The organism is Natronococcus roseus (assembly GCF_043677095.1).
GTDB classification, from domain to species: domain Archaea; phylum Halobacteriota; class Halobacteria; order Halobacteriales; family Natrialbaceae; genus Natronococcus; species Natronococcus roseus.
Window position 1 is genome coordinate 274902 of sequence record NZ_JBHLJR010000003.1, and the last position, 23041, is coordinate 297942.

The following is a 23041-nucleotide window of genomic DNA, read 5'->3' on the forward strand; positions in this document are numbered from 1 at the left end:
ATCTCTTACATTCATCATAACCATCATATAAGCTATCGAATATTAGGTTAGGTTAGTTCTATTTTATCGCCGATCCGTGCTGGAAGGGACGTTTCGAAACCGTTCCACAACTAGTTAGAAATTTTATAACCTCTTCTGAGGGGCTCGGTCGTGTGAACTACACTCATCCGTTGGGAACGACCGCTGCCTCGACCCCGAGCCGAGCGGAACCACCTTGTACCGGCGGCGGCATCGATCCACCATGAGCGAGCGAACGGCGACGGTAACCCGCGAGACGAGCGAGACGACCATCGACTGCACCCTCGCGATCGACGGCAGCGGCGACGCCGACGTCGAGACGGGTGTCGGCTTCTTCGATCACATGCTGACCGCGCTCGCCAAACACGGGCTGTTCGACCTCGAGGTCGACTGCGACGGCGACCTCGAGATCGACGACCACCACACGGTCGAGGACGTCGCGATCGTCGTCGGAACGGCGCTCGACGAGGCACTCGGGGACCGAACGGGGATCGTCCGATACGCCGATCGTCGCGTCCCCCTGGACGAAGCCGTCGCGGGCGCCGTTGTCGACGTTAGCGGCCGACCCCGGTTTTACTTCGACGGGGCGTTCTCCCAGGACGCGATCGGCGACTTCACGAGCGACATGGCCCGCCACTTCGGGGAGTCGCTCGCGATGAACGCCGGCTTGACGCTCCACCTCGAGGTCGACGGCGAGAACGCTCACCACGAGGTCGAGGCGTTGTTCAAGGCCCTCGCCCGCACGCTCGACGACGCGACCCGAATCGACGACCGCCGGGAGGGAACCCCGAGTACGAAGGGCGCCCTGTAGCGCAGCCTCGGATATCCGCCGAGCCACCGGCGCGCACCGATCACCGATCCTTATACTCCGGCCCGCGTACGCCCGGTACGGACATGTTCGACGAGATTATGGAGAAGTTCGAGGGATCGCCCAGCCAGCAGGCGGTGATCCGTCTGCTGCTCGAGCGCGGGTTCTCCGTCAACGACGACGGCCGGGTCGTCTCCGGCGGCATCGAGATACCGAACACGGGCATCGCCCGCGAGATCGGCGTCGACCGACGGGTCGTCGACTCGACGACCGACGTCATCCTCGAGGATCCCGAGCTGCGCCGGATCTTCCAGAACATCTCGCAGGTCCCGAGTCTGATGGATCTCGCGCCGGTTCTCGATCTGACGGTACTGTCGATCGCGGTCGACGACGCCGACCAGGAGGGGATCGTCGCGACGATCACGGGGACGCTGGCCGAGCACGAGATCTCGATCCGGCAGACGATCAGCGAAGACCCCGAGTTCACCGACGAACCCCGGCTCTACCTCGTTACCGACCAGGACCTGCCGGGCGAAGTGATCACCGAGATCCGCGACCTCGAGTTCGTTCGCAAGATCGAGCTCCAGTGATCAGCCGTCGGCCGGCTCGTGGTCCTCGAGGACGGCGCTGAGCGCGCTCGTCAGCTCCTCGAAGCGCTCCATCGACATGTTGTCGGTCGTCACCCAGACGCCGTGTGAGCCACGGATCACGCGGCTCAGGTACCCGTTTTCGAACATTCGGATCGTCGCCTCGTACTCGCCGAGCTGCGTGTTTCGGTAGGCCGACTGGGAGTGAAAGCCGCGGCGCTCGTGTTCGGCGAACCCGATGAGGTCGGCGGTTCGGTCGAGATCAGACCGCAGGTACACCTGCTCGACGTCCTCCTCGGTGAGGTAGGTGATGCTGCGGAGTTCGTCGCCGACGGTGGTTCGACAGGCGCTGCGGAGCTCGTCGGCGAACGTCTCGTCGATGATGGTATCGTCCATGCGACGACAGACCGTACCGAGGACCAATAACGTAGCGGATCCGGCACCGACCGGCAGGGCGACCGACGGGCTCTTTTCGGTCGCGTGAGTATCACCCCCATGATCGATCCGGGGCAGGGTCGAGGACGGAGACGGGGTGATCCCACGTGAGCGAGACGTACCGAACCACCGCCGACGCCGCGACGGCGACGTTCGTCGTCCAGGGATCGGAGTTCCTCGGCCACGTTCGGCCCGTCGACTCCGTCGACGCCGCCGAGGCGTTCGTCGAGGACGTCGCCTCGGAGTACGACGACGCGACCCACAACGTTCCCGCCTACCGGGTGCGGGCCGGCTCCGGCGGGGAGTTCCTCCGGGAGTACTCGAGCGACGACGGCGAGCCGTCGGGGTCGGCCGGCAAGCCCGCACTGAACGTTCTCACCCAGCAAGAACTCGAGAACTGCGCGGTCGTCGTCACCCGGTACTACGGCGGGACGAACCTCGGCGTCGGCGGACTCGTCCGGGCGTACTCCCGGGCGGTCAAGGAGGCCGTCGAGACGGCGGGAATCGTCGAACAACGGCCACACGAGCAGGTAACCGTCACCGTCGAGTACGACGACTCCGGGACCGTCCGTAGCATCTTGGAGAGCGAGGGCGTCGAGTTCGACGCCGAGTACGAGGCCACCGTCACCTTCGAGGTGCGGGTTCCGAGCGCGGAGGCCGAGGCGCTCCGGGATCGGCTCCGGAGCGCGACGAGCGGACGGGCCGACCTGGCGTAGCCGAACGGCGGACTACGGCACGGATCGGGCGTCCGCGCCCGCGGTCTCGAGGGTTCGCTCGATCGTCTCCCGGACGGCCTCGAGTTCGGCGAGTTCGGATCGCTCGAGGCGGACGTCGAACAGTCCGCGATCGAGGACGAGTTCGTCCTCGTGGAGTCGAACGTGGGCGACCTCGTCCCAGGGGACGAACGCCTTCGTGAACGGGCGGCGTTTGACGAGTCCAGCCTCGTGGACCCGGATTTCGGGGTCGGCACCCCACGACGTTTGCCAGCGGCCCTCGATAGCGCCGCCGACGATCCAGCCGACCGCGATCAGGAGCCAGACGACGGCGGCCGACCAGTTGCCCCCGGCGGCGTTGGCGAACGCGGTGAACAGCCAGGCGAGGGCGACGAACGTATCGACCTTCCCACCGCCGGGCGGCGTCCACTCCCAGGTTGCCGTCGGCTCGTCCGCGGTGACCCCCTCCACGTACTCGGTTTGGGCGAGACCGCCGAGAACGAAGCCGAGGACGAGAAGGGCAAGCGACGACCCGGTCGCGACGAGCGTCGAGGCGATCGGGGACCAGGACACGGTAGCGGCCGCCGCGCCGAGCAAGCCCGGAATCCCGGGCAGGTACAGCAGTGCGCGACGGCGTCGGCTCCGTCCGAGACGGATCGCGAGATCGCCGTCGAGTCGCGCGGCGAGAACGCCGAGGATTCCCCCGGTTGCGAGACCGCCGACGAACGCGGCGGCGAGGACTGCGTCCGAGACCTGCTGCGTCGCCGCCACCGAGGCGGTGATTCCGGCGACGAGAACGCCGAGGTAGAGGCCGAAAGCGGTCCGAAACCAGCTACTCGGAGAGCTGGCGGACTGCTCGCTGGCATCAGACATATCGCCCACTACGTCGGACTGGTTAAAATAATGACGGGTCGGAGTCAGACGGATCGTCGTACGTCGGTGACGGCACAACCGCGAGCCGTTCTGCGGTTGTGCCGGGAACTCGGTACAGCAGACCGTCTCAGGCGTCGCCAGCCGCCGGCGCGGAGGTGGCCGCGTCGGCGTCGGCCTCCTCGAGGTCGGCCCGCGAGCGGTTGCGGTAGGTCAGTACCACGAGCATCGCCAGGCCGACGCCCCGCAGCGAGGCGGTGATCTCGAAGATCGTCAGCGCCGAGGGGATACCCGCAAGCGTGAGGATTCCCTCGACGATCAGCAGCGGAATCTCCGGCACCATCAGCAGGATCGACGAGATCGAGTACAGCGCGCGGTTCAGCTGGGAGACCGAGGCGTACTGGTAGCCGATGATCGTCACGCCGAGTGCGTAGACCCCGATGAACATCCCGAGCACGGGGATCACGACCTCGGGAACGACGAAGCCGACATCGGCGACGTCGTTCCAGCCCATGATCTCGCCGTCGCGCAGGAACAGGATCCCCGGCGAGAAGACGAACGCGAACGGGACGAGAACCTTGTTCAGCGAGAGCAGGAACGCGATCGTCGCCGTTTTCATCTCCTCGGCTTTCGCGACGCCGGCCCCGGCGAACGCGGCGACCGCCACCGGCGGGGTGACGTCGGCCATCAGTCCCCAGTAGAGGACGAACAGGTGTGCAGCCAGGACGATGACGCCGGCCTCGACCAGCGGCGCCTCGAGCATCGCGACGAGGATGATGTACATCGCGGTCGTCGGCATCCCCATCCCGAAGATGATCGCGGCGACGCCGGTCAGACCGAGCAGGATCAGCATCGAGTCGCCGCTGACCTGGCTGATGAGCGCGGCCAGGTTCGGCCCGAGCCCGGAGACGCTGATGACGCCGGGGACGACGCCGGCGGCGGCGACGGCGACGACGACCGTCGTCGCTGTTCGCGCACCGGAGTCCATCGACTTCAGGACGAACGTCCCGAAGCGGTAGGCGCGGTTGCCCGACAGCGACGGGCGGTTGAACGCCTTCGCGCTTCGATTGGCCGCCTCGTCGACCTCGGGGTCGAAGTCGAGCAGCGGCGCGTCGGCCCGCGGTCGTAGGAGAATGAAGACCGCACTGACGAGGATCGCGATCACCCCGAAGTCGCCGATCGCGGCCACCGCCGCGTCGCCGACCGCCAGCGGTTCGCCGGTGGTCTCGAGACCGGCTGCCGCCTGTGCGGCGTCGAAGAGGCCGACACCGGCGGTCGCGTACGCGGCCGCTTGGGCGACGTACGCCGCCGCGAGCGTCCCCATCAGCGGAATCCGCGTGCGTTCGTCGTAGGCGGCGACGATCGCCAACAGCGCGACGACGGCGACGATGGTCAGCCAGCCGGCGCGGTTGATCGAGTACCGGGCGATCACCAGGAAGTACAGCAGCAGGATCAGCGGAATGAGGTAGAACCAGCCGCTGCGCAGCGCCGAGCGGACGTCCGGCAGCTCCGAGCGGGGAAGTCCGCCGATGCCGCCGCGGACTGCCTCGAAGTGGACCATCACCCACATCCCGAAGAAGAAGGCGAGTGCGGGTAACGTTGCGGCGATGATGACGTCGGCGTACGGCGTGCCGGTGAACTCGACGATGAGGAACGCCGCGGCGCCCATCACCGGCGGAAGCATCTGTCCGCCCGACGAGGAGGAGGACTCGACCGCACCGGAGAACTCCGGCGAGTAGCCCGAGCGCTTCATCAGCGGGATCGTGAACGCACCAGTCGTCACCGTGTTGGCGATCGACGAGCCGCTGAGCATCCCCATGAACCCGCTCGAGACGACGCTGGCCTTCGCGGGACCACCCTCGCGGGTCCCCGTCGCGGAGTAGGCCATGTCGATGAACCAGCGGCCGGCCCCGCTCATCTCGAGGAAGGCGCCGAACAGGATGAAGATGTAGATAAAGCGGACGCTGACGGACACCGGCTGGCTGTGGACTCCGGCCTCGACCGTGTACCAGAGGTTGTACATGATGTTCCCCCAGTTGTCGGGCTGGATCGACAGCGCGCCGATCGCGGAGTCACTGGGGATGTGGTAGCCCCACCGAGCGTAGACGATAAAGAGGGCGACCAGCGACGTCAGCAAGAGCCCGAGCGCTCGCCGGGTCGCCTCGAGCACCAGCAGCATCCCGACGACGGCGAGAACGAAAGCGGCCGAGGTGTCGGCCATCGGAATTCCGATCGCGGTCAGGCCCATCTCCACGGGCGCCAGGAACGGGAAGACCTCGCCCAGCGACTGGGTGTCCTCAAAGCGGTGGACGGCGATCTGCTGAATTTCGTCGTAGTTGGTCCCGATGTAGTACGCCGGCATCATCGCGATACCGGCCAGGATCACGTCGGCCGGCGCGACCCGGTTCATGTCGGGGTCAAGGAACGCCCACCTGGTCGCGCCCGCAGTCTTCGCAGTCCCTCGAGTAATCGGGTGTTCGTCGCCGAACCGACTCCTGACGGCCGGCTCGATCCGGCCGAGTCGTCGGACGACGAACCCGTCGCCGCGGGTCGTCGGGAACAGCAAGAACGCGAGCACCAGTCCGAACGCGACGTGGATCGCGTTGACCTGAAGCTGCTGGAAGCCGATCAGTCGATACTCGCCGACGACCGGCAACGTCCCGCCGAAGACGTAGCCACGCGCGGCGATCCACATCTGGAACGCCGAGAACGCGATGGCGATCAGGGAGACGATCACGACCGCCAGTCCCCGGTGGGACCGGCGTCGCTGGACCTCCTCCATGAGTTCCTGTTGTTCCTCGTCGCTGAGTGCCTCTTCATCCCCCCTGTCTACGCTCATGAGTTCGTATCAGTCATTTTTGCCGCCGTCGGTAATGTGTTGGTTTCGGTTCGTTGCCCCGAGTTACCGTCGGTGACGACCTCACCGATCCCCCGGTCGGCCAGAAACAGGACGACGCGGCCGTCCGCAGCCTCGGCCAGCGCGTACCGTTCGTCACCCACGATCAGTTCGTGGCCGGCGATCTCGCCGGGGGCGACGAGCAGTTCGTCGTGGGTTTCCGATCCCCGGACTACGTACCCCTCCTCGGTTCGCTCGACGTCCGTCGTCGGCAGCCCGGCGCCGAACGAGTGAAAGACCGATCGATCGGCACGCAGGCTCGAGCCGTCGACGACGTAGACGTCCTCGATCGGCGTCCGCTCGACGCTATGCGTGTAGGCGATCGTCACCTCCTGACCCTGATCGACCGGGATCTCGAACAGCCGCTCGTCGGACTCCGCGTCCGCGACGACGAGCGTGCTGTCGGCCGTCGCCGAAGAAACCACGGCCGTCGCTCCGGAGACAGCAACCGCAGAGACGAGGAACGCGCGTCGGGTCAGGTGGTCCACGGTGATGCTCCGGAAATCCCCCGATATCGCGGTCGAGCGGCGTTACTCGTCCTCTTCGTCGTCCTCGCCGTTTTCGTCCGCCTCGTCGTCCTCGGCGTCCTCCTCGTCGACGTCCTGCTCGTCGAAGTACGCCGCCGCGCCCTCGTGGAGATCGATCGGCATCGCCTCCTGGGCGGTCTCGAGGTCGATAAAGTCCGCCTGGGTCGTGAAGTCGTCGACGTTGTCGAACATCGCCGCCGTAACCTCCTCGACGATCTCCGCGTCGACCCCCTCGTGGGTCGCGAGCATCGCCTGCACCGAGACCGTCTCGACGTCGTCGTCGACGCCGTCGTAGGTGCCGCCAGGAATCTCGTCCTCGGCGAGCCACTCCGCGTCGTCGAGCAGGTTGTCGCGGGCCTCGTCGGTGATCTCGACGAACGAGATGTCCTGGGTCGCCGAGAGGTCCTCGATCGCACCCAGCGGGTAGCCGCCCACGGTGATCGCGGCGTCGACGTCGCCGTCGCCGATCTGGTCGGCCGCGGTCCCGAAGTCGGTGTTCTGCTCGTCGAACTCCTCGACGCCCGCCGACTCGAGGATCTGCAGGGCGTTGACCTGCGTCCCGCTGCCGGCGTCGCCGGTGTTGATCGACGCACCCTCGAGGTCCTCGACGGTCTCGATACCGGAGTCCTCCTGGGTGACGATGTGGATCGTCTCCGGGTACAGCGAGGCGATGCCGCGGATGTTCTCGAGCGGTTCGCCCTCGAACTCGTCGAGCTCGACGCCGTTGTACGCGAAGTACGTGATGTCGTTCTGGACCAGCGCGAGTTCGGCCTCCTCGCGGCCGAGGCTGGCCGCGTTCTCGACGCTGGCACCCGTCGACTGCACCTGAATGCCGTGTGGCGTCTGGTCCTCGACGATGGACTTCATGTCACCCGCGAGCGGGTAGTACGTTCCCTCGGTTCCGCCAGCGTGCAGCGAGAGCGTCTCGCCGCCCTCCTCGGGCTGAGCTTCCTCGAGGTCGTCCTCGCCGTTTTCGTCGTCGCCGTTGTCGTCTCCGTTCGCCTCGTCTTCAGCGTCTTCGCCGATACAGCCGGCGAAACCCACGATTCCAGCAGCCCCACCGAGCGCAATGAACTTGCGCCGCTTGATGTGTCGAACCATGCAGGATATATAATGCGGAATTCGTTAATAGCTGCTTCGGATTTTTTCCGTTCGGCGAGGGCGAGCCAGATCGGACGAAAGATCTCACATCTCGGGTCGAAGCCGTGTGGTTTCGTCTCGAACCGCAGCCTGAGCGCTCCTCGTACCGTTCCGTCGGCCGAACGGCCGAGACGATTACGAATCGAAATACTTTCACGGACTCCACGGTGCCTGTTGGCATGAACCGAATCGAGGCCGCCGACTATCACGACCTCGTACAGCCCGCGGACCCCCAGCTCTCGCCGGAGGGCGACCGCGTCGCGTTCGTTCGTCGGACGCCGGAGGACGACGAGACGACCGCGGCGACGATCCACGTTGTTCCCGTCGGTGGCGACGAGCCGCGACAGTTCACCGCGGCCGACGGCGTCGACGGCCAGCCCCGCTGGAGCCCCGACGGCGACCGACTCGCGTTCGCCAGCACGCGCGGCGACGGCGACCGACAGCAGGTGTGGGTTCTCCCGACCGACGGCGGGGAGGCCCGGCGAGCTACGGGCGTCGTCGGCGGGGTCGACGGCCTCGAGTGGAGCCCCGACGGCTCCCGACTGCTGTTCACTCAGCGGGTGAGCGAGGCCGACCGCGAGGAGAGACGCGACGTCGCGGTCGATCCCGACTACGAACCCGAGGCGCCCGATCCACGGGTGATCGACCGCATGATCTACCGCGCCGGAACGGAGTACATGGACGGCCGCCGGAGCCACGTGTACGTCCTCGACGTCGAGGCGGCCCTCGAGGGCGCGGTCGACGCCTCGGCGGACGGCGAGGACGACACCGACGCGGGAGCGGCGGTCACTCGACTCACCGACGGCGACGCCGACCACGTCGGTCCGACGTGGGGCGACTCGGAGACCGTCTACTACGCGACGAAAGCGGGCGAGGTGCCCGACGATTCCGTGACGTACGACCTCCTCGAGCACGACATCGGAACTGACGAGCGCGCCGAATTCGCGCAGACGACGGGCTGGATCAGCGGACTCGAGGCGACGGCCGACGGTCGGGTCGCCTTCGAGTACACCGACGAGGAGCGACTGACGCTCGGCCAGACCGAACTCCGCGTCCACGATCGCTCGAGCGGAACCGAGACGACGCCGACGGAGCCGCTCGATCGGACGATCGGTCACGATTCGGGCTTCGAGTGGGCTCCCGAGGGCGAGTCGCTGTACTTTACGACGCCCGATGAGGGGTCGCAGGTGCTCTGGTCGGTCCCCGGCGACGCGAGCGAGGAACCGACTCGAGTGTACGGCGAGGGCGTCACCGTCGAGTCGTTCTCGGTGGGGAGCGACGCCGTCGCCGTCGCACAGAGCGAGTGGGACCACCCCGGCGATCTGTTCCTCACGACCCGCGGCGGGGCCGAGACGGTCAGGCTGACCCGGGTCAACCACGAGTACCTCTCGGATCGGGCCGTCCGCCAGCCCGAGGAGGTGTGGTTCGAGAGCGACGGACACGAGATCCAGGGCTGGCTGCTCACGCCTCCGGAGTTCGGCGGCGAGGTGCAGTCCACCTCGGAAGCGCCGGGTGAGGGGGGCTCGCGAAACTCCGGCGAGACCTACCCGCTGGTCGTCGAGATCCACGGCGGCCCCCACTCCCAGTGGACGACGTCGGGAACGATGTGGCACGAGTTCCAGACCCTGGCCGCGCGGGGGTACGTCGTCTTCTGGTCGAACCCTCGAGGGTCGACGGGCTACGGTGAGGCCCACGCGAGCGCCATCGAGCGCGACTGGGGCGACGTGACGCTGACCGACGTCCTCGCGGGCGTCGACGCCGTCTGCGAGCGCGACTACATCGACGAGGACGAGCTGTACGTCACCGGCGGCAGCTTCGGCGGGTTCATGACGGCCTGGACGGTGACCCAGACCGACCGCTTTCGGGCTGCCGTCTCCCAACGCGGCGTCTACGATCTCTCCAGCTTCTACGGCTCGACGGACGCGTTCAAGCTCATCGAGGGTGACTTCGGCACCACTCCCTGGGCGGAACCCGAGTTCCTCTGGGAACAGTCGCCCGTCGCCCACGTTCCGAACGTCGAGACCCCGACGCTCGTGGTGCACTCCGATCGGGACTACCGAACCCCCGCGAACACCGCCGAGCTGTTCTACCTCGGCCTGCAGAAACACGGCGTCGACACGCGGCTCGTCCGCTACCCCCGCGAGGGTCACGAGCTCTCCCGCAGCGGCGAACCGGGCCACGTCGTCGACCGCATCGAACGGATCGTCCGCTGGTTCGACGGCTACTCGAGCTATCACGAGGCGGCGCCGGCCCTCGAGCGCGAGCCCAATGCGGGGCTCTCGAGCGCGACGAACGATAATGAGGACAACGAGGGCGCGACGGACGAAACGAGCGAAATCAACGAGTAGCGCTCGAGTCCGTGCTCCGACAAACCTGCCAACCCGCAAATAATATTATCGATCGAACATAAACGTCGGTACGTGCCGCTTTCGCCCGACCGACGACTCCAGCTCAGAATCGCTGGCGCGCTCGCACTGGTGATCGCCGTCAACGGCGCCCTCCTTGCGGTACTCGCCTGGATCGCGAGCCGCGCGCTTTCCGCGAGCGGACGGTCGGTGTCGATCGAACTCGGCCTCCCGCTTTCGATCGGCGCGGTGCTTCTCGGCGCGATCGGGCTCGTCGCCACGCAGGCGCGGTACGGCTCGCGAACGGCCGTCTCCGGACTCGAGCTCGAGGCCGTCGACGGCGACGGGCCGCGAAGCGTCGCGAGTCGGGTCCGACGGCTGGCGGCGCAGGCGGACGTCCCGGCTCCGTCGGTGGCCGTCGCCGACCGCTCCGAGCCGGGCTGTCTGACCGTCGGGCGCCAGCGCTCGCCGACGGTCGTCCTCACGACGGGGCTGCTCGAGAAACTCGACGACGACGAACTCGAGGCTGCCCTGGCCCACGAGGTCGCCCACGTCGCGAACCGCGACCTGCCGGTCGTCACCGCCGTCGCCGCGGCCGTCGCGATCGGCGATCGACTGCTCGAGCGCGAGGAGTTGCTACGGCGCGTCCTCGAGAACACGGTGCTGATCGCCTTCGTGACCGGGATCGGTGTGATCGTCTTCGCGATTCCGATTCTCGTACTCGGCATGTGCTACCTGCTCCTGAGCGCGGTCGCTCGTGCGGTCCTCGGCGCGAACGCGATCGTCCTCGGACTGTTCTCGCGAGCCCGCGAGTACGCCGCCGATCGCGGCGCGAGCCGACTCACCGGGAATCCGGCGGCGCTGGCGAGCGCGCTGGAGACGCTCGACGACGGGGCGCGCCCTCGACGAGACGCGCGGGTACACGCCAGCGCGACCCTCGGGATCGTGCCGCAGCCGCTCGGCCTCGAGGACGCCACTGAAGACGGAGAGGAGAGCTGGGTCGAGCGGTTCCTCTCGCCCGTCTCCCTCGAGCGAATCGGGGATCCGACCCTCTTCGATCGGGCGGTGACCGCGGTCGGCGGGTGGCTCCGCGAGCAACTCGTCGCGCCGACGGCAGCCGCCGTCCGTCGGCTGCTGGGCTGGCGGCCCTCGACACATCCGCCGACCGAGGCGCGGGTCGATCGGCTGCGGGCGCTCGAGCGACGGCGGCGTGAGTAACGGTCGTTCCTGCCGAATCGAACGACGAAGGAGCGGCGTGATGGGAACGGTCCGGGACCGTTTCCACTCGAGATCGAGGGAGTGAATCGCCCGACGTGGCGGGGGTTCGACCGGAAACAGAGGGGTCAGGGGACAGAGTGACGTGCGTGGCCCCCTTCCGGTGGCGCATGAATCCGAACGTCGGCGGACTCGACCGCCTGCTGCGTGTCGTCGGCGGAATCGCCCTGCTCGTCGTCGGCTACCGCAACCGCGGCCAAACGCTCGGGACGCTGGCGTTCGTCGCCGGTAGCGACGTTTTGGCGACCGCGATCATCCAGCGTTGTCCCGCCAACGAGCTGCTCGGAATCGACACCTGCAGCTAGCTCGCTCGAGAGTTGCCGTTCGAGCCGCTACGTCGTTCGGAACGCCCGATCACCGGCGTCGCCCAGCCCAGGGACGATGAAGCCGTCGTCGTCGAGGCGGTCGTCGATCGAGACCGTCAGCAGGTCGGCCTCGGGGTGGGTCTCGTCGACTCGAAGCAGCCCTTCAGGGGCCGACACGGCCGAGAGGACGATCAGATGCTCCGGCTCGGGCGAGTTCTCGATGACGTGTTCCAGAACTGTACACATCGTGCTCCCGGTCGCGAGCATCGGGTCGGCGATAATCACCGTATCCTCCTCGTGGATCTCGGGCAGTTTGACGTAGTCGACCGTGATCGGGAACGAGCCGTCCTCCTCGCGGCCGGCCTCCTCGTCGCGGCTCGCGCTGATGACGCCCTGGCGCGCGCGCGGGAACGCCTTCAGCAGTCCCTCGACGAACGGCGTCGCCGCGCGCAAAACGTTGATGATAACGACGTCGTCGAGCCCGCGGACCCGCTCGCCCATCGTCGGCTCGAGAGGCGTCTCGATCTCGACGTACTCGGTCTCCATCCGGCCGTCGATGATCTCGTAGCCACAGATCCGGCCGAGCTTGACCAGTCCCTTCCGGAAGCTGACCTGCTCGGTTTCGACGTCCCGAAGCTGCGAGAGCGTGTGCTTCGCGAGCGCGTGCGTGATCAGGTGTGCGTCGTCCCGGTCTTCGATCGTCATTACTCGAACAGGCACGCGCCGGCACTTTCACGGTGTCGGTCCGCCTCGACGGCCGAACTGGCGTGTGTCCACGCTACACCAGAGTAGCGATCTCACGCAGCGACGAGACTTATGTCGGTTCGACGCATAGCAGTCGCCCAGCCGAATGGAAGAGAGCATCTCGGGATTCAAGGTTCGCGGCGACTGGGGCGACGTCGTCGAGCACGGCGAGCGGATCACGCAGGCGCTCCGAAAGGCGGGTGTCCACGACCCCGACCACGACTACGGCGCCAGCTTCGCTCGCGCCTTCGAGGAGTGGGACGAGTGGCGTCCGAAGGCCCACGAAACGCTCGAGAGAGACGTCAGCGAGAAGACATCCGATCAGGCGAGCATCGAGGAGGGAAAGGGCGAACGCGCGGGAAAAGAACCCGACGAGGACATCAAGACCGCCGGCGAGAAACTCTCGGAATCGTACGAGCACCTGGAGAAGGACGACGCCGACGCGGCGGTCGACGACTGGAAGGAATCGATCGACTACGTGGCGCGCGCGGCCGACTCGGCGAGCCGAAAGGCGCTCCGACGGGTCGAGGACACGGTCTACCAGAACGTGATGACCCAGCTCGCGCCGTACTACTTCGACAACGAACTCGTCAGCGCGAACATCCAGCAGTCGACCCGCGGCGAGGGCGAACAGTTCATCTTCGAGGTCAACGTCAACGACGACGTTCTGAAGGAGGACGTCTCCGGACAGCTCAGCGAGTTCGAGGACGCGATCGACCGCTGGCACGTCGAGGTCGAGAAGGACACGGAGGCCGCGGAGGCGATCGAGGGTGCCGAGCCGCCGCCGGAGCCCGCCGACAACTCGAAGTCGACGCGGAACTGACCGAGCGGGACCGAGACGTGGCGCCCGTCTCTCGAAACCCGCAGCTGCAGGTCGGCACACACTTGTAGGGCCCTCGACTACTATTCGATAGATGGTCGATATCGCGACGATTGGACTGTTCTTGATCGCCGCGACCGCGAGTCTCTTTATGTCCTGGGCGATCGGCGCCGGCTCGAGCGGATCGACGCCGTTCGCGCCGGCCGTCGGGGCGAACGCGATTTCGGTGATGCGGGCCGGCTTCGTCGTCGGCCTCTGTTGTTTTCTGGGGGCCGTTTTGCAGGGAGCGAACGTCTCCGAGGCCGTCGGCGAGGATCTCATCATTGGCGTCACCCTCTCGGCGGAGGCGGCGACGATCGGACTGACGATCGCCGCGGGACTGGTCGTCATCGGAATCTTCACCGGCTACCCGATCGCCACCGCGTTCACCGTTACCGGGGCGGTGATCGGTGCGGGCTTCGCGATGGGCGGCGATCCCGCCTGGGCGAAGTATCAGGAGATCGCCGCCCTCTGGTTGCTCACACCGTTCGTCGGGGGCGGAATCGCGTACCTGACTGCGCGCGCCCTGCGCGAGGAGCCGATTCCCGAGCGCCAGGTCGTCCTCATCCTGGCGGCGATCGTCGGCGTGTTGCTCGCAAACATCGAGTTCGCAATGCTCGGGCCGCCAGACGGCGGTGCCTCGATCGCTGTTACCGCCGCCGGCTCCCTCCCCGGATCGACGGTGCTCGGCAGCGCGGCGACGACTGGTGCGATCGCGGCGGCCTGTGCGGGCGGACTTCGGTGGGACATGCGCCGCGGAACGAAAGTCGCCGAGCGACACTTCCTGCTCGCGATGGGGGCGCTCGTCGCCTTCTCCGCCGGCGGGAGTCAGGTCGGGCTCGCGGTCGGTCCCCTCGTTCCACTCATAGACGACATCGGACTGTCGATTACCGCCCTGTTGCTCGGCGGCGGCGTCGGCCTGCTCGTCGGCGCGTGGACCGGCGCAACGCGGATGATAAAGGCGATATCCCAGGACTACTCCTCGCTTGGTCCGCGACGGTCGATCGCCGCGCTCATCCCATCGTTCGCAATCGCGCAGGTCGCGATCCTGTTCGGTATTCCGGTGTCGTTCAACCAGATCGTCGTCAGCGCGATCATCGGCAGCGGGTACGCTGCTGCGAGCAGCGGCGGCGTCAGCGCCCGCAAGATGGGATTTACCGTTCTCGCTTGGGTGCTCTCGCTTGCCGGTTCGATCGTTATCACGTACGGCGGCTACCGCGTCGTCGACGTGCTCTTGCTCTGAGCGAGCGGCACACATCGAACAGCCTTTACACGGCGGGTGGCGAGAGTCGAGTATGGGCGCGACCGAACCGATCCAGTGGCGACGGGATCCCGACACCTCTCGTACCGTTCGGCTCCTCTGGTCGCTCGGCGTCGGGACCTTCTTCGCCGTGACCGTTATCATCGTCTTCTGGCGAGTGTTCGATATGGCCACCCAGGTCGGCGGTCAGTCGATCGTCGCCGCCGCGCTGGTCGCACTCCTCATTACCGCGCTCGCGTTCGCCGTCTCGGACGACGCCGAACGACAGCTCGAGCGAATCTTCGGTCGGCTGTCGGTATCGGTTCCCTCCGGTACCTCGCTCAGCCGGGCGAGAGACGCCACGCTGGGAACGGTAGCGATGGTCGTCCTTATCGGCTCGCTGATGATCGTCGGTCGCATCGTCTCACAGCAGGAGTTGCTGGGCGGCGTCGGTGCCGGCCCGTTCACCGGACTGGCCGCCCTCTCGCTGCCACTGGCGCTCGTCGCGATTCTGCTCGCGTCGTTCCTGCGCTCGGTCGGCGCTTACAACCCCGACGAACGCACGATCTACCTCTACGATCCCGACCAGTCGATCGATCTCGACGTAATAACGGACGCCTCCGTCCGTCAGGTCGGCGACGTCGCGATCGTCAACTTCGACTACGCACAGCCCGACGGCCGGTACGTCCAGGGTCCGCGGCGAATCGTCGTTCCGCCCCAGGTCGCTCGCGAGGTCGTCGCCGCCGTCGACGCCCGCTAGTTCGCGTCGGTCTCCTCGAGTTCGTCGGCCTCGTCTTCACCCTCCTCGTCTCGCTCGAGTTTGTGTAGCCGCGCCTTCATGATTCGGGTGTTCTCGACGGCCTCGACCGTGATGCGGACGCCGTCGAACTCGATCTCTTCACCCTCCTCGACGAGTCGGCCCGCGCGGTTGAAGATGAAGCCGGCGATCGTCTCGAACTCCTCGCCCTCCGGAAGCTCGATCTCGAGGGCCTCGTTGACGTCCTCGATGTTGACCTCGCCGCGGACGAGGACGGTGTCGGCGTCGATCTCCTCGATCGGCAGGTCCTCGCCGCCCTCTAAGATCTCGCCGATGATCTCCTCGACCATGTCCTCCATCGTCACGAGCCCCTCGGTGGTGCCGAACTCGTCGATGACGATCGCCATGTGCATCCGGTTTTCCCGCATTTCGGTCAGCAGTTCGTCGACGTTCTTCGACTCGGGAACGTGAAGCGTCGGCTGGATCAGATCGGCGAGCTCGAGGTTCTCCGCCTCGGCCTCGCCGTAGTTGAGATCCCGAACCAGGTCGCGGATGTGGACGACACCCTGAACGTTGTCGAGGCTGCCCTCGTACACCGGGACGCGAGCGTGGCCGCTCTGGATACAGGTCTCGATCGCCTCGTCGATCGTCGCGTCCTTGGGGACCGCCGTCATGTCGAGTCGCGGCGTCATCACCTCCTTGACGATCGTCTGGTTGAACCGGAAGATCCGGGTGAGCATCTCGTGTTCTTCCTCCTCTAAGACCCCCTCTCGCTCGCCGGACTCGATCATCTCCTGGATCTCGTCGCGGGTGACGTAGGGCGACTCGATCGCGCCCGTCGAGCCGGTGAGCTTGTTCACCTGCCGGGTCAGGTAGTCGAAGAGGACGATCAGGGGATACAGCACGTACTCGGTGGCCTTCAGTGGCTTCGAGATCCGGACCGCCCACGATTCGGTGTTCTCGACTGCGTAGGACTTGGGGACGCTCTCGCCGAACAGGAGGACGATCGCGGTGACTCCCAGCGTCGAGATCAGGACCGCCGCCAGTCCGCCGAAGTAGAGTCCGAGCAGCGCGGTCGTGATCGAGGTCATCGCGATGTTGACGATGTTGTTGCCGACGAGGATCGTCACCAGCAATCGGTGGGGATCGTCCTTGAGGGCTTTCACCAGTTCCGCACCCTCGATGCCCTCCTCGACCATCCCCTCGAGGCGGTGTTTCGACAGGTTGAACATCGCGATCTCCGACGAAGAGAAGAATCCCGATAACACGATAAGCACGCCGACAGCGAAAAGGCCGAGAATCGTCACGGTCGAGTCGTCGAACTCGAGGCCGACGAACGGGACCTCGTAGGCGGCGAGCACGACCTCGAGCAGCGGAGACAGCGCCATGATGTCCTGACTTAACACCCGATCGGTTAACCGTTTACCATTCTTTTCCCCCTTCCGACGACACGTTTACCCCGCCAGTCCCCCAACGAACGGCCATGTCCGAGGCCACCAGTCGCGACGACGGACCGGCGATCACCCTCTACCGGCTCCAGGCGTGTCCGTACTGCGAGCGCGTCGCTCGCGCGCTCGGAGAGCTGGGACTCGAGTACCGCTCGCGGTTCGTCGAGCCGCTACACTCCCGTCGCGATGTCGTCAAGCGCGTCGCCGGCGTCCGCACCGTGCCGGTCATCGTCGACCACGAGACCGGCGTGACGATGGCCGAGAGCGCCAACATCGTCGACTACCTCGAGTCGACCTACGGCGACGGCCCGCCGACCGGCTCGGCGGCTGCTGACGAGGCGACCGCCGAAACCGGAGGTGACGACTGATGCCCGAGTTCGACGTCGTCGAACTCGAGCCGGCCGACCACCTCGAGCCCGGCGAGACGGCGCCCGACTTCACCAGACCGCTCGTCGCCGACGAGTTCTGGGAGGACCGCTCGTTGGCGGAGCTGGTCGACGGCCGAACGATCCTCGTCTTCACGCCGATGATCGGCTCGTTCGTCGCCAAGTACGTCTGGAGCGAGCTGGCCGACCGGGGCTGGCTCGAGCGCGAGGAGCGGATCGTCGGGGTCACGGCCTCAACGCCCTACGGGATCTCGAGGTTCCTCGACGAGAACGACCTCCCAGTCGAGGTTTTCGCCGATCCGACCAACGAGATCGCCGCCGACTACGGGATCGCCCACGACCTCGACGGGATGGCCGGCGTCAGCGAACCCCGGCTCGCGTTCGTCGCCCTCGACGCTGACCGGTCGGTCGAGTCCGTCTGGGTCGCCGACGAGTGGCCCGAGTTTCCCGACTACGAGGCGCTCGAGGCCGAGTTCGGGTTCGACTGACGCGGTGCGTTTTTGACGTCGCCGAACCGATCGAGAGCTATGAGCGAACTCGAGTCGGCCGCCACCGCGATCCGAGAGGGCGAGCTGGTCGTCTACCCGACCGAGACCGTCTACGGGCTCGGTGCGAACGCCGTCGATTCCGACGCCGTCGAGCGCGTCTTCGAGGCGAAAGGGCGGGACCGATCCAAACCCGTCTCGATGGCGGTTCCGTCGGTCCCGTCGGCGCTCGACTACGTCCGCGCGACCGACCGCGAGCGCGAGTTCATGGCGGCGTTCCTCCCGGGCCCCGTGACCGTTCTCTGTCAGCGACGCGACGTTGTCCCCGACGAGCTAACCGCGGGCGAGGATCGAGTCGGGGTCAGGGTGCCGGACCACGACCTCGTGCTTCGGCTCTGCGAGCGGGCCGGAACGCCGATCACGTCGACGAGCGCGAACGTCAGCGGGAGCGGAAGCGTCCGCCGGATCGACGACCTCGAGCCGTCGATCCGCGAGGCCGTCGCGGTGACGATCGACGGCGGCGAGACGGCCGGGACCGAAAGCACTGTCGTCGACGTCTCGAGCGGAACGGTCCACCGCCGCGGTGCGCGAGCCGACGAGATCGAGGCGTGGCTCGAGGCTCGGTGACCGACCGCTGCCTACTCGAGACCCGCTACCCGAGTCCGAGCAGCGACCGCAGCGTCCGCGTTCGAACGCCACACTGTTCGGCGAACTCGCAGGCTCCGCACTTCGCCCGGTTGTCGATTCTGGCCGGCGGGCCGTCGAGTTCCCGCACCGCCCGTAACGTCCGACGGTACCCCGCCTTCCGTCGGGTCGTGAGATCGATCCGCCGGATCGTACCGTGAGCGGGGTACTCGAGCCAGGCGCGCTCGACCGACCGCTCGTGCTCCCAGGCCAGCGCCTTCGCGGCCGCGACAGCGTGGACAGACTGGGACTCCCAGACGCCGTTGTCGGGGGGTTTTCCAGCCGAGACGAGGACGGGCTCGAGGGGATCTTCGAGGACCTTGTGGACGATCCCGCGACAGTGGCGCCCCGTCGCGAGGACGGTTCGCGCGTCGGGCTCGCGGAGACGCCGCCAGTGGTCCGCTGTCGCGAGCCGCCGTCGGGTCTCGGCGAGTCGGTCGCGGTAGGCCGCCGGCGGAAGGGCGATCGGCTCGGATTCGAGGTCGTCGATCGACGCCTCGAGCAGGGACTCGTAGCGGGGCTCGAGCTCCCGAATTTCTGTAACCTCGGGTGGCGGTTCGCGGTCGTCGTCGTCGTGCCGGCGCTGGTAGTAACACTTCCGCGGGCAGTAGGCGGCGGTCCGGAGATCGCTGAAGGCGACGTGTGACACGGGTGGTCTGGCCCCGCCCTCGTACAAAAACCTCGCCTACGTCGCGACGAATTCGTCTCGCTAGAAGTCGACGTCGGTTTCCATCCCCTCGGTCGCGTCCTCGAGGCCGTCCTCGCGGACGTCGGTCGCCATGCGCTCGGAGAGGTCGGCGTCGGCGAGGACGCTGTCGAACTCGTCGCGGTAGCGGTCGTTGGCCGCGCGGGACTCGTCCTGGGCTGTGGCGACGCGACGGTAGCGCCCGATCCGTTCCTCGCTGACGTCGTACTCCTCGGCGAGCGCGGCGTCGTCCTCCTCGCGCTCGCGGATCGCGGCGAGGTCGACCTCGTCCGCGTCGCTCTCGTCGATCAGGTGCAGCGACATTCGGGCCTCGAAGACGTCGTCCTCGGCGACGCCGAGCTCTTCGGCCAGCTCCGCGTCGGAGCGATCGTCGTAGAACCCCTCCGCGATCTGGAGGTAGTCGTCGGTCGAGAACGGCCCCTCGAGTCCGTAGCGCTCGTTCATCTGCGTGACGACGCTCTCGAGGCGCTCCCGGTCCGTGCGTTCGTCCTTCTCGAGGGAGCCCCGGTCGTCCTCCTGGGCCTCCGTGACGGTCTCCTCGCCGTCGGTAACCTCGGTGAAGATGTCGCGAAGTTCTTCCGTTTTTTCGTTCATGGGTGGACACTCGCGGGGGGCGGCTATATAAGCCTGTTGGCAGAACGGGTAACGGCCGGCAGTTCGGAAAACTCACAATATCTGGTTAATTTACGCAAGACGACGGAGGGGTACGCGGGACAATCTCGTGACAAGAATTAAGTCACGGCTCCCCGCCTAATTGAACATGAACGTCCTCGCGCAGACGGAGGCGACGAGGGAGACGTACTGGGGACTCAGCAGCACGGAGTACGCGCTGTTCTATCTCCTGGCGACGGTCACGATCCTCGTCTTCCTCTACGGGGTGTACAGTCGATTTACGCGGTACACGGCCGGCGACGACGACCCGTTCGCTCGCCTCGACGATCTCGCAAGCCGGATCCTCTCGAGTACGAAGATCGTGCTCTCGAACGAGAAGCAGTTCGACAGGGATCTCTACGGCGGGCTGATGCACGCCTTCATCATGTGGGGGTTTCTGACCCTGCTGATCGCGACGACGATCCTGTTCGTCGACGGCTACTTCTGGGAGCCGTTCCAGGGCTCGTTCTGGGTCGGCGACTTCTACCTCGCCTACCAGTTCATGGTCGACGCGATGGGACTGCTGTTCGTCGTCGGGATCGGGATGGCGATGTATCGGCGCTACTGGGTGCGCAACGAACGCCTCTGGGATCGCCATACCTCCAGCGAGGACGACATCTTCATCTGGACGCTGTTTGCCCTCGGCGTCGGCGGCTTCCTGCTCGAGGGACTGCGCATCTACGCGACGGGGATGCCCGACCACGAGATCGTCAGCTTCGTCGGCTGGGGGCTCGCCCTGCTGTTCCAGACGATCGGCCTCCCCGTCGTCGAGGGGACCGCCACGGATCCGAACTACACCGCACTCAGCGTCCTCGGCTTCAACGCCGAGACCTTCCACTGGCTGGCCTGGTGGTCCCACTCGCTGATTGCCTTCTTTTTCATCGCGTGGATCCCCTACGCCAAGCCGTTCCACATGCTTTCGTCCTTTGCGAACGTCGTCACCCGCGACGAGAAGGCCGGCAAACGGCTGCCGAACGTCCCCGCCGATCTGGACGCCACGAACGCCGAGTCCATCGAGGACTTCACCTGGAAGGAGATGCTCGACCAGGACGCCTGCACCAAGTGCGGCCGGTGTTCGGCCGTCTGTCCCGCCAAGGCCTCGGGCCGACCGCTCGACCCGCGCAACGTCATCCTCGACCTCAAGAAGTACCGCGAACACCGCGCCGAGGGCGGCGAGGAGCAACCGATCATCGCCGACGGCGGCACCTCCGTGATCGACACCGAGACGATGGAGTCCTGCATGGCCTGTATGGCCTGCATGGACGCCTGTCCGGTCGAGATCGAACACCTCCAATCCTTTACCCGGCTCAACCGCCAGATGACCGATCAGGGCGACGTCGATCCCGGGATGCAGGACGTCTTCCAGAACGTCATGCAAAACGGCAACACCTTCGGCGACAGCCCGCGTTCTCGGGCCGACTGGGCCGACGACCTCGAGTTCGACGTTACCGATGCACGAGAGGAGGAGGTCGACTACCTCTGGTACGTCGGCGACTACCCCAGCTACGACGACCGCAACAAGCAGGTCGCCCGCTCGCTGGCGGCCATCCTTCAGGAGGCCGACGTCAGCTTCGGCATCCTCTTCGACGACGAGAAGTACGACGGCAACGACATCCGCCGCGTCGGCGAGGAGTTCCTCTACGTCGAACTCGCCGGTCACCACGTCGAAACCTGGGAGGACTGCGAGTTCGATAAAATCGTCTGTACGGACCCCCACTCCTACAACACCTTCAAAAACGAGTACCCCGAGGTCGACTTCGAGGAGTTCGCCGACGACCCGATGATGCCCTTCGACTACGAACAGCAGTGGAACGCCGACGGTGAGGTCGACGTCTACCACTGGACCCAGGCCGTCGAGGAACTCGTCGACGAGGGCCGACTCGAGCTATCGGGTACGGAACTCGACTACACGGTCACCTACCACGATCCGTGTCACCTCGGGCGGTACAACGACGAGTACGAGGCACCCCGCGAGATCATCGAAGCGACGGGCTGCGAACTCGAGGAGATGCCCCGCAACCGCGCCGATTCCTTTTGCTGTGGCGGCGGCGGTGGCGGCCTCTGGATGGAGTTCGACGAGGAGCCAAAGCCTAGCGAGGAGCGACTTCGGGAGGCCCTCGAGGACACCGACGCCGGCTCGGGCATCGAGAAGTTCGTCGTCGCCTGCCCGATGTGTATGACGATGTATGAGGACGGCCGCAAGACCGGTGGCTTCGAGGACGACATCGAGGTCGTCGACGTCGCCGAACTGCTCGTCGAGGCGATCGGCGCTCGGGAGAAGGCGGGGCTCGAGACCGCGGCGGCCGACTGAGCCCACTCGGAGTTCGAATCGGGTTCGTTTTGATAGCGCGTCGCTACGTGACGAGGGTCCGCTCTGTACCGAGCGAGGCCAAAACAAGTTCGCGCCAAGGACGGCGTCAGCCGATCACGAAGAGGTTCGTTCGTGGTCGATCACTGGCTCTGCCGTCGCCTCGGCCGACTGCAGTTCCGCGACGTACTCGAGGAAGTTCTCGAAGACGAGCTTCGCCTCGCACGCGCTCCGGTAGTTCTCGTCGGTGATCTCCGCGAGCACCGAGTCGCGACGTTCGTCGGACAGCTCCTTGCGGTGGACAAGCTCGCGGGCCGTCCGCTGGTCGTACTCTGGGTGGAACTGGACGCCGAAGACCCGGTCCTTGCGGAAGCCGTGGTTGGAGTAGTCGTTCTCGGCGAGGGGTTCGGCGCCGGCGGGCAGCGCCGAAACCTCGTCGGCGTGGCTCGTGAAGGCGGTGAACTCGCTCGAGATCCCCTCGAACAGCCGCGACTCCCCGGAGTGTTCGATCCCGCTGTAGCCGACCTCGTAGGCACCCATGTCCTCGACGGTCCCGCCCAGGACGTCCGCGAGCAGCTGGTGGCCCCAGCAGATACCGAGAAACGGCACGTCTCGAGCGATCGCCTCGTCGACCCACTCCTTTGTGGCGTCGATCCACTCCTCGTCCCAGTAGACGGACGTTCGCGACCCCGTGACGACGGCGCCGTCGAAAGCGTACGTCTCGGGTAGTTCCCCCTGCGTGATGTCGAACTCCGCCAGCGAGGCGTCGAGTTCGCGTCGAAAGTTTCTCGTGGTGTTCGCGTCCTCGTGAGCCGCGTTCAGGACGGCGATGCGTAGCTGACCCATCGTCCCTC

At 66.5% G+C, this 23041-nt stretch carries 23 protein-coding genes; 13 read left to right on the forward strand and 10 right to left on the reverse strand.

What is annotated here, in order from left to right; translation table 11 throughout:
• Positions 1-241: 241 nt before the first annotated feature.
• Together hisB and ACFEMD_RS09345 are read left to right on the forward strand one after the other, a co-directional pair.
• Complete coding sequence (hisB, locus tag ACFEMD_RS09340) at positions 242-829, forward strand: imidazoleglycerol-phosphate dehydratase HisB (RefSeq protein WP_394740743.1); 588 nt, start codon at positions 242-244, stop codon at positions 827-829.
• An 83-nt stretch (positions 830-912) separates the two neighbouring features.
• Positions 913-1416 carry a hypothetical protein gene (locus tag ACFEMD_RS09345; RefSeq protein ID WP_005554754.1) on the forward strand — a complete coding sequence of 168 codons (504 nt, stop codon included), beginning with the start codon at positions 913-915 and terminating at the stop codon, positions 1414-1416.
• Here ACFEMD_RS09345 and ACFEMD_RS09350 read toward each other — a convergent pair whose 3' ends face one another.
• Positions 1417-1809 (reverse strand): DUF7522 family protein, encoded by a 393-nt coding sequence (locus ACFEMD_RS09350; protein WP_005554756.1) that lies wholly within the window; start codon positions 1807-1809, stop codon positions 1417-1419.
• Positions 1810-1955: 146 nt separating this feature from the next.
• Here ACFEMD_RS09350 and ACFEMD_RS09355 point away from each other — a divergent pair, with 146 nt between their 5' ends.
• The gene (locus ACFEMD_RS09355; protein WP_394740744.1) at positions 1956-2564 is read left to right on the forward strand and encodes an IMPACT family protein; all 609 of its coding nucleotides are present in this window, start codon (positions 1956-1958) and stop codon (positions 2562-2564) included.
• A gap of 12 nt (positions 2565-2576) precedes the next feature.
• Here the strand turns inward: ACFEMD_RS09355 and ACFEMD_RS09360 are convergent, their stop codons facing one another.
• The 4 genes from ACFEMD_RS09360 to ACFEMD_RS09375 all read right to left on the reverse strand — a co-directional run bounded on the left by ACFEMD_RS09360 (position 2577) and on the right by ACFEMD_RS09375 (position 7955).
• Positions 2577-3434 (reverse strand): hypothetical protein, encoded by an 858-nt coding sequence (locus ACFEMD_RS09360; RefSeq protein ID WP_394740745.1) that lies wholly within the window; start codon positions 3432-3434, stop codon positions 2577-2579.
• A gap of 127 nt (positions 3435-3561) precedes the next feature.
• Positions 3562-6270, reverse strand: coding sequence for a TRAP transporter permease (locus tag ACFEMD_RS09365; RefSeq protein WP_394740746.1), 2709 nt, complete (start codon positions 6268-6270; stop codon positions 3562-3564).
• The gene (locus tag ACFEMD_RS09370) at positions 6267-6815 is read right to left on the reverse strand and encodes a DUF1850 domain-containing protein (RefSeq protein ID WP_394740747.1); all 549 of its coding nucleotides are present in this window, start codon (positions 6813-6815) and stop codon (positions 6267-6269) included. The genes ACFEMD_RS09365 and ACFEMD_RS09370 overlap by 4 nt, the downstream gene beginning before the upstream one ends.
• A gap of 42 nt (positions 6816-6857) precedes the next feature.
• Entirely contained in the window at positions 6858-7955 is a 1098-nt protein-coding gene (locus tag ACFEMD_RS09375; protein WP_394740748.1) for a TAXI family TRAP transporter solute-binding subunit, read from the reverse strand.
• A gap of 218 nt (positions 7956-8173) precedes the next feature.
• On the opposite strand from ACFEMD_RS09375, the gene ACFEMD_RS09380 reads away from it, so the two are divergent.
• The 3 genes from ACFEMD_RS09380 (at position 8174) to ACFEMD_RS09390 (ending at position 11919) form a co-directional block, all read left to right on the forward strand.
• Positions 8174-10342, forward strand: a complete 2169-nt coding sequence (locus ACFEMD_RS09380) for a S9 family peptidase (RefSeq protein ID WP_394740749.1) — start codon at positions 8174-8176, stop codon at positions 10340-10342.
• Between the two features lie 72 nt (positions 10343-10414).
• Entirely contained in the window at positions 10415-11557 is a 1143-nt protein-coding gene (locus tag ACFEMD_RS09385; protein WP_394740750.1) for a M48 family metallopeptidase, read from the forward strand.
• Between the two features lie 167 nt (positions 11558-11724).
• On the forward strand, positions 11725-11919 hold the full coding sequence (locus ACFEMD_RS09390) for a YgaP family membrane protein (protein WP_394740751.1): 195 nt from the start codon (positions 11725-11727) through the stop codon (positions 11917-11919).
• A 27-nt stretch (positions 11920-11946) separates the two neighbouring features.
• Here ACFEMD_RS09390 and upp read toward each other — a convergent pair whose 3' ends face one another.
• On the reverse strand, positions 11947-12624 hold the full coding sequence (gene upp / locus ACFEMD_RS09395; RefSeq protein WP_394740752.1) for a uracil phosphoribosyltransferase: 678 nt from the start codon (positions 12622-12624) through the stop codon (positions 11947-11949).
• Between the two features lie 145 nt (positions 12625-12769).
• Between upp and ACFEMD_RS09400 the strand changes: the two genes are divergently transcribed.
• The 3 genes from ACFEMD_RS09400 (at position 12770) to ACFEMD_RS09410 (ending at position 15522) form a co-directional block, all read left to right on the forward strand.
• Positions 12770-13486 (forward strand): DUF5828 family protein, encoded by a 717-nt coding sequence (locus ACFEMD_RS09400; RefSeq protein ID WP_394740753.1) that lies wholly within the window; start codon positions 12770-12772, stop codon positions 13484-13486.
• A gap of 91 nt (positions 13487-13577) precedes the next feature.
• A complete protein-coding gene (locus ACFEMD_RS09405; RefSeq protein WP_394740754.1) occupies positions 13578-14765 on the forward strand; it encodes an inorganic phosphate transporter in 1188 nt (395 codons plus the stop codon).
• Between the two features lie 52 nt (positions 14766-14817).
• Positions 14818-15522, forward strand: a complete 705-nt coding sequence (locus ACFEMD_RS09410; protein ID WP_394740755.1) for a hypothetical protein — start codon at positions 14818-14820, stop codon at positions 15520-15522.
• On the opposite strand, the gene ACFEMD_RS09415 is transcribed toward ACFEMD_RS09410, so the two are convergent.
• The gene (locus ACFEMD_RS09415; protein WP_394740756.1) at positions 15519-16907 is read right to left on the reverse strand and encodes a hemolysin family protein; all 1389 of its coding nucleotides are present in this window, start codon (positions 16905-16907) and stop codon (positions 15519-15521) included. The genes ACFEMD_RS09410 and ACFEMD_RS09415 overlap by 4 nt on opposite strands.
• A gap of 95 nt (positions 16908-17002) precedes the next feature.
• On the opposite strand from ACFEMD_RS09415, the gene ACFEMD_RS09420 reads away from it, so the two are divergent.
• The 3 genes from ACFEMD_RS09420 to ACFEMD_RS09430 are packed head-to-tail and all read left to right on the forward strand — an operon-like array spanning position 17003 to position 18465.
• Entirely contained in the window at positions 17003-17335 is a 333-nt protein-coding gene (locus ACFEMD_RS09420) for a glutaredoxin family protein (RefSeq protein ID WP_394740757.1), read from the forward strand.
• Positions 17335-17841: a redoxin domain-containing protein gene (locus ACFEMD_RS09425; protein ID WP_394740758.1), complete on the forward strand. Its 507-nt coding sequence runs from the start codon at positions 17335-17337 to the stop codon at positions 17839-17841. The genes ACFEMD_RS09420 and ACFEMD_RS09425 overlap by 1 nt, the downstream gene beginning before the upstream one ends.
• Positions 17842-17880: 39 nt before the next feature.
• The gene (locus ACFEMD_RS09430) at positions 17881-18465 is read left to right on the forward strand and encodes an L-threonylcarbamoyladenylate synthase (protein ID WP_394740759.1); all 585 of its coding nucleotides are present in this window, start codon (positions 17881-17883) and stop codon (positions 18463-18465) included.
• Between the two features lie 25 nt (positions 18466-18490).
• Here the strand turns inward: ACFEMD_RS09430 and ACFEMD_RS09435 are convergent, their stop codons facing one another.
• Both ACFEMD_RS09435 and ACFEMD_RS09440 read right to left on the reverse strand, forming a co-directional pair.
• Positions 18491-19171, reverse strand: coding sequence for a CRISPR-associated protein Cas4 (locus ACFEMD_RS09435; protein WP_394740760.1), 681 nt, complete (start codon positions 19169-19171; stop codon positions 18491-18493).
• A 60-nt stretch (positions 19172-19231) separates the two neighbouring features.
• Positions 19232-19822, reverse strand: a complete 591-nt coding sequence (locus ACFEMD_RS09440; protein ID WP_394740761.1) for a conditioned medium-induced protein 4 — start codon at positions 19820-19822, stop codon at positions 19232-19234.
• Between the two features lie 166 nt (positions 19823-19988).
• Between ACFEMD_RS09440 and ACFEMD_RS09445 the strand changes: the two genes are divergently transcribed.
• Positions 19989-22190 carry a heterodisulfide reductase-related iron-sulfur binding cluster gene (locus tag ACFEMD_RS09445; protein ID WP_394740762.1) on the forward strand — a complete coding sequence of 734 codons (2202 nt, stop codon included), beginning with the start codon at positions 19989-19991 and terminating at the stop codon, positions 22188-22190.
• A 114-nt stretch (positions 22191-22304) separates the two neighbouring features.
• Here the strand turns inward: ACFEMD_RS09445 and ACFEMD_RS09450 are convergent, their stop codons facing one another.
• A complete protein-coding gene (locus ACFEMD_RS09450) occupies positions 22305-23033 on the reverse strand; it encodes a type 1 glutamine amidotransferase (RefSeq protein ID WP_394740763.1) in 729 nt (242 codons plus the stop codon).
• Between the last annotated feature and the right edge of the window lie 8 nt (positions 23034-23041).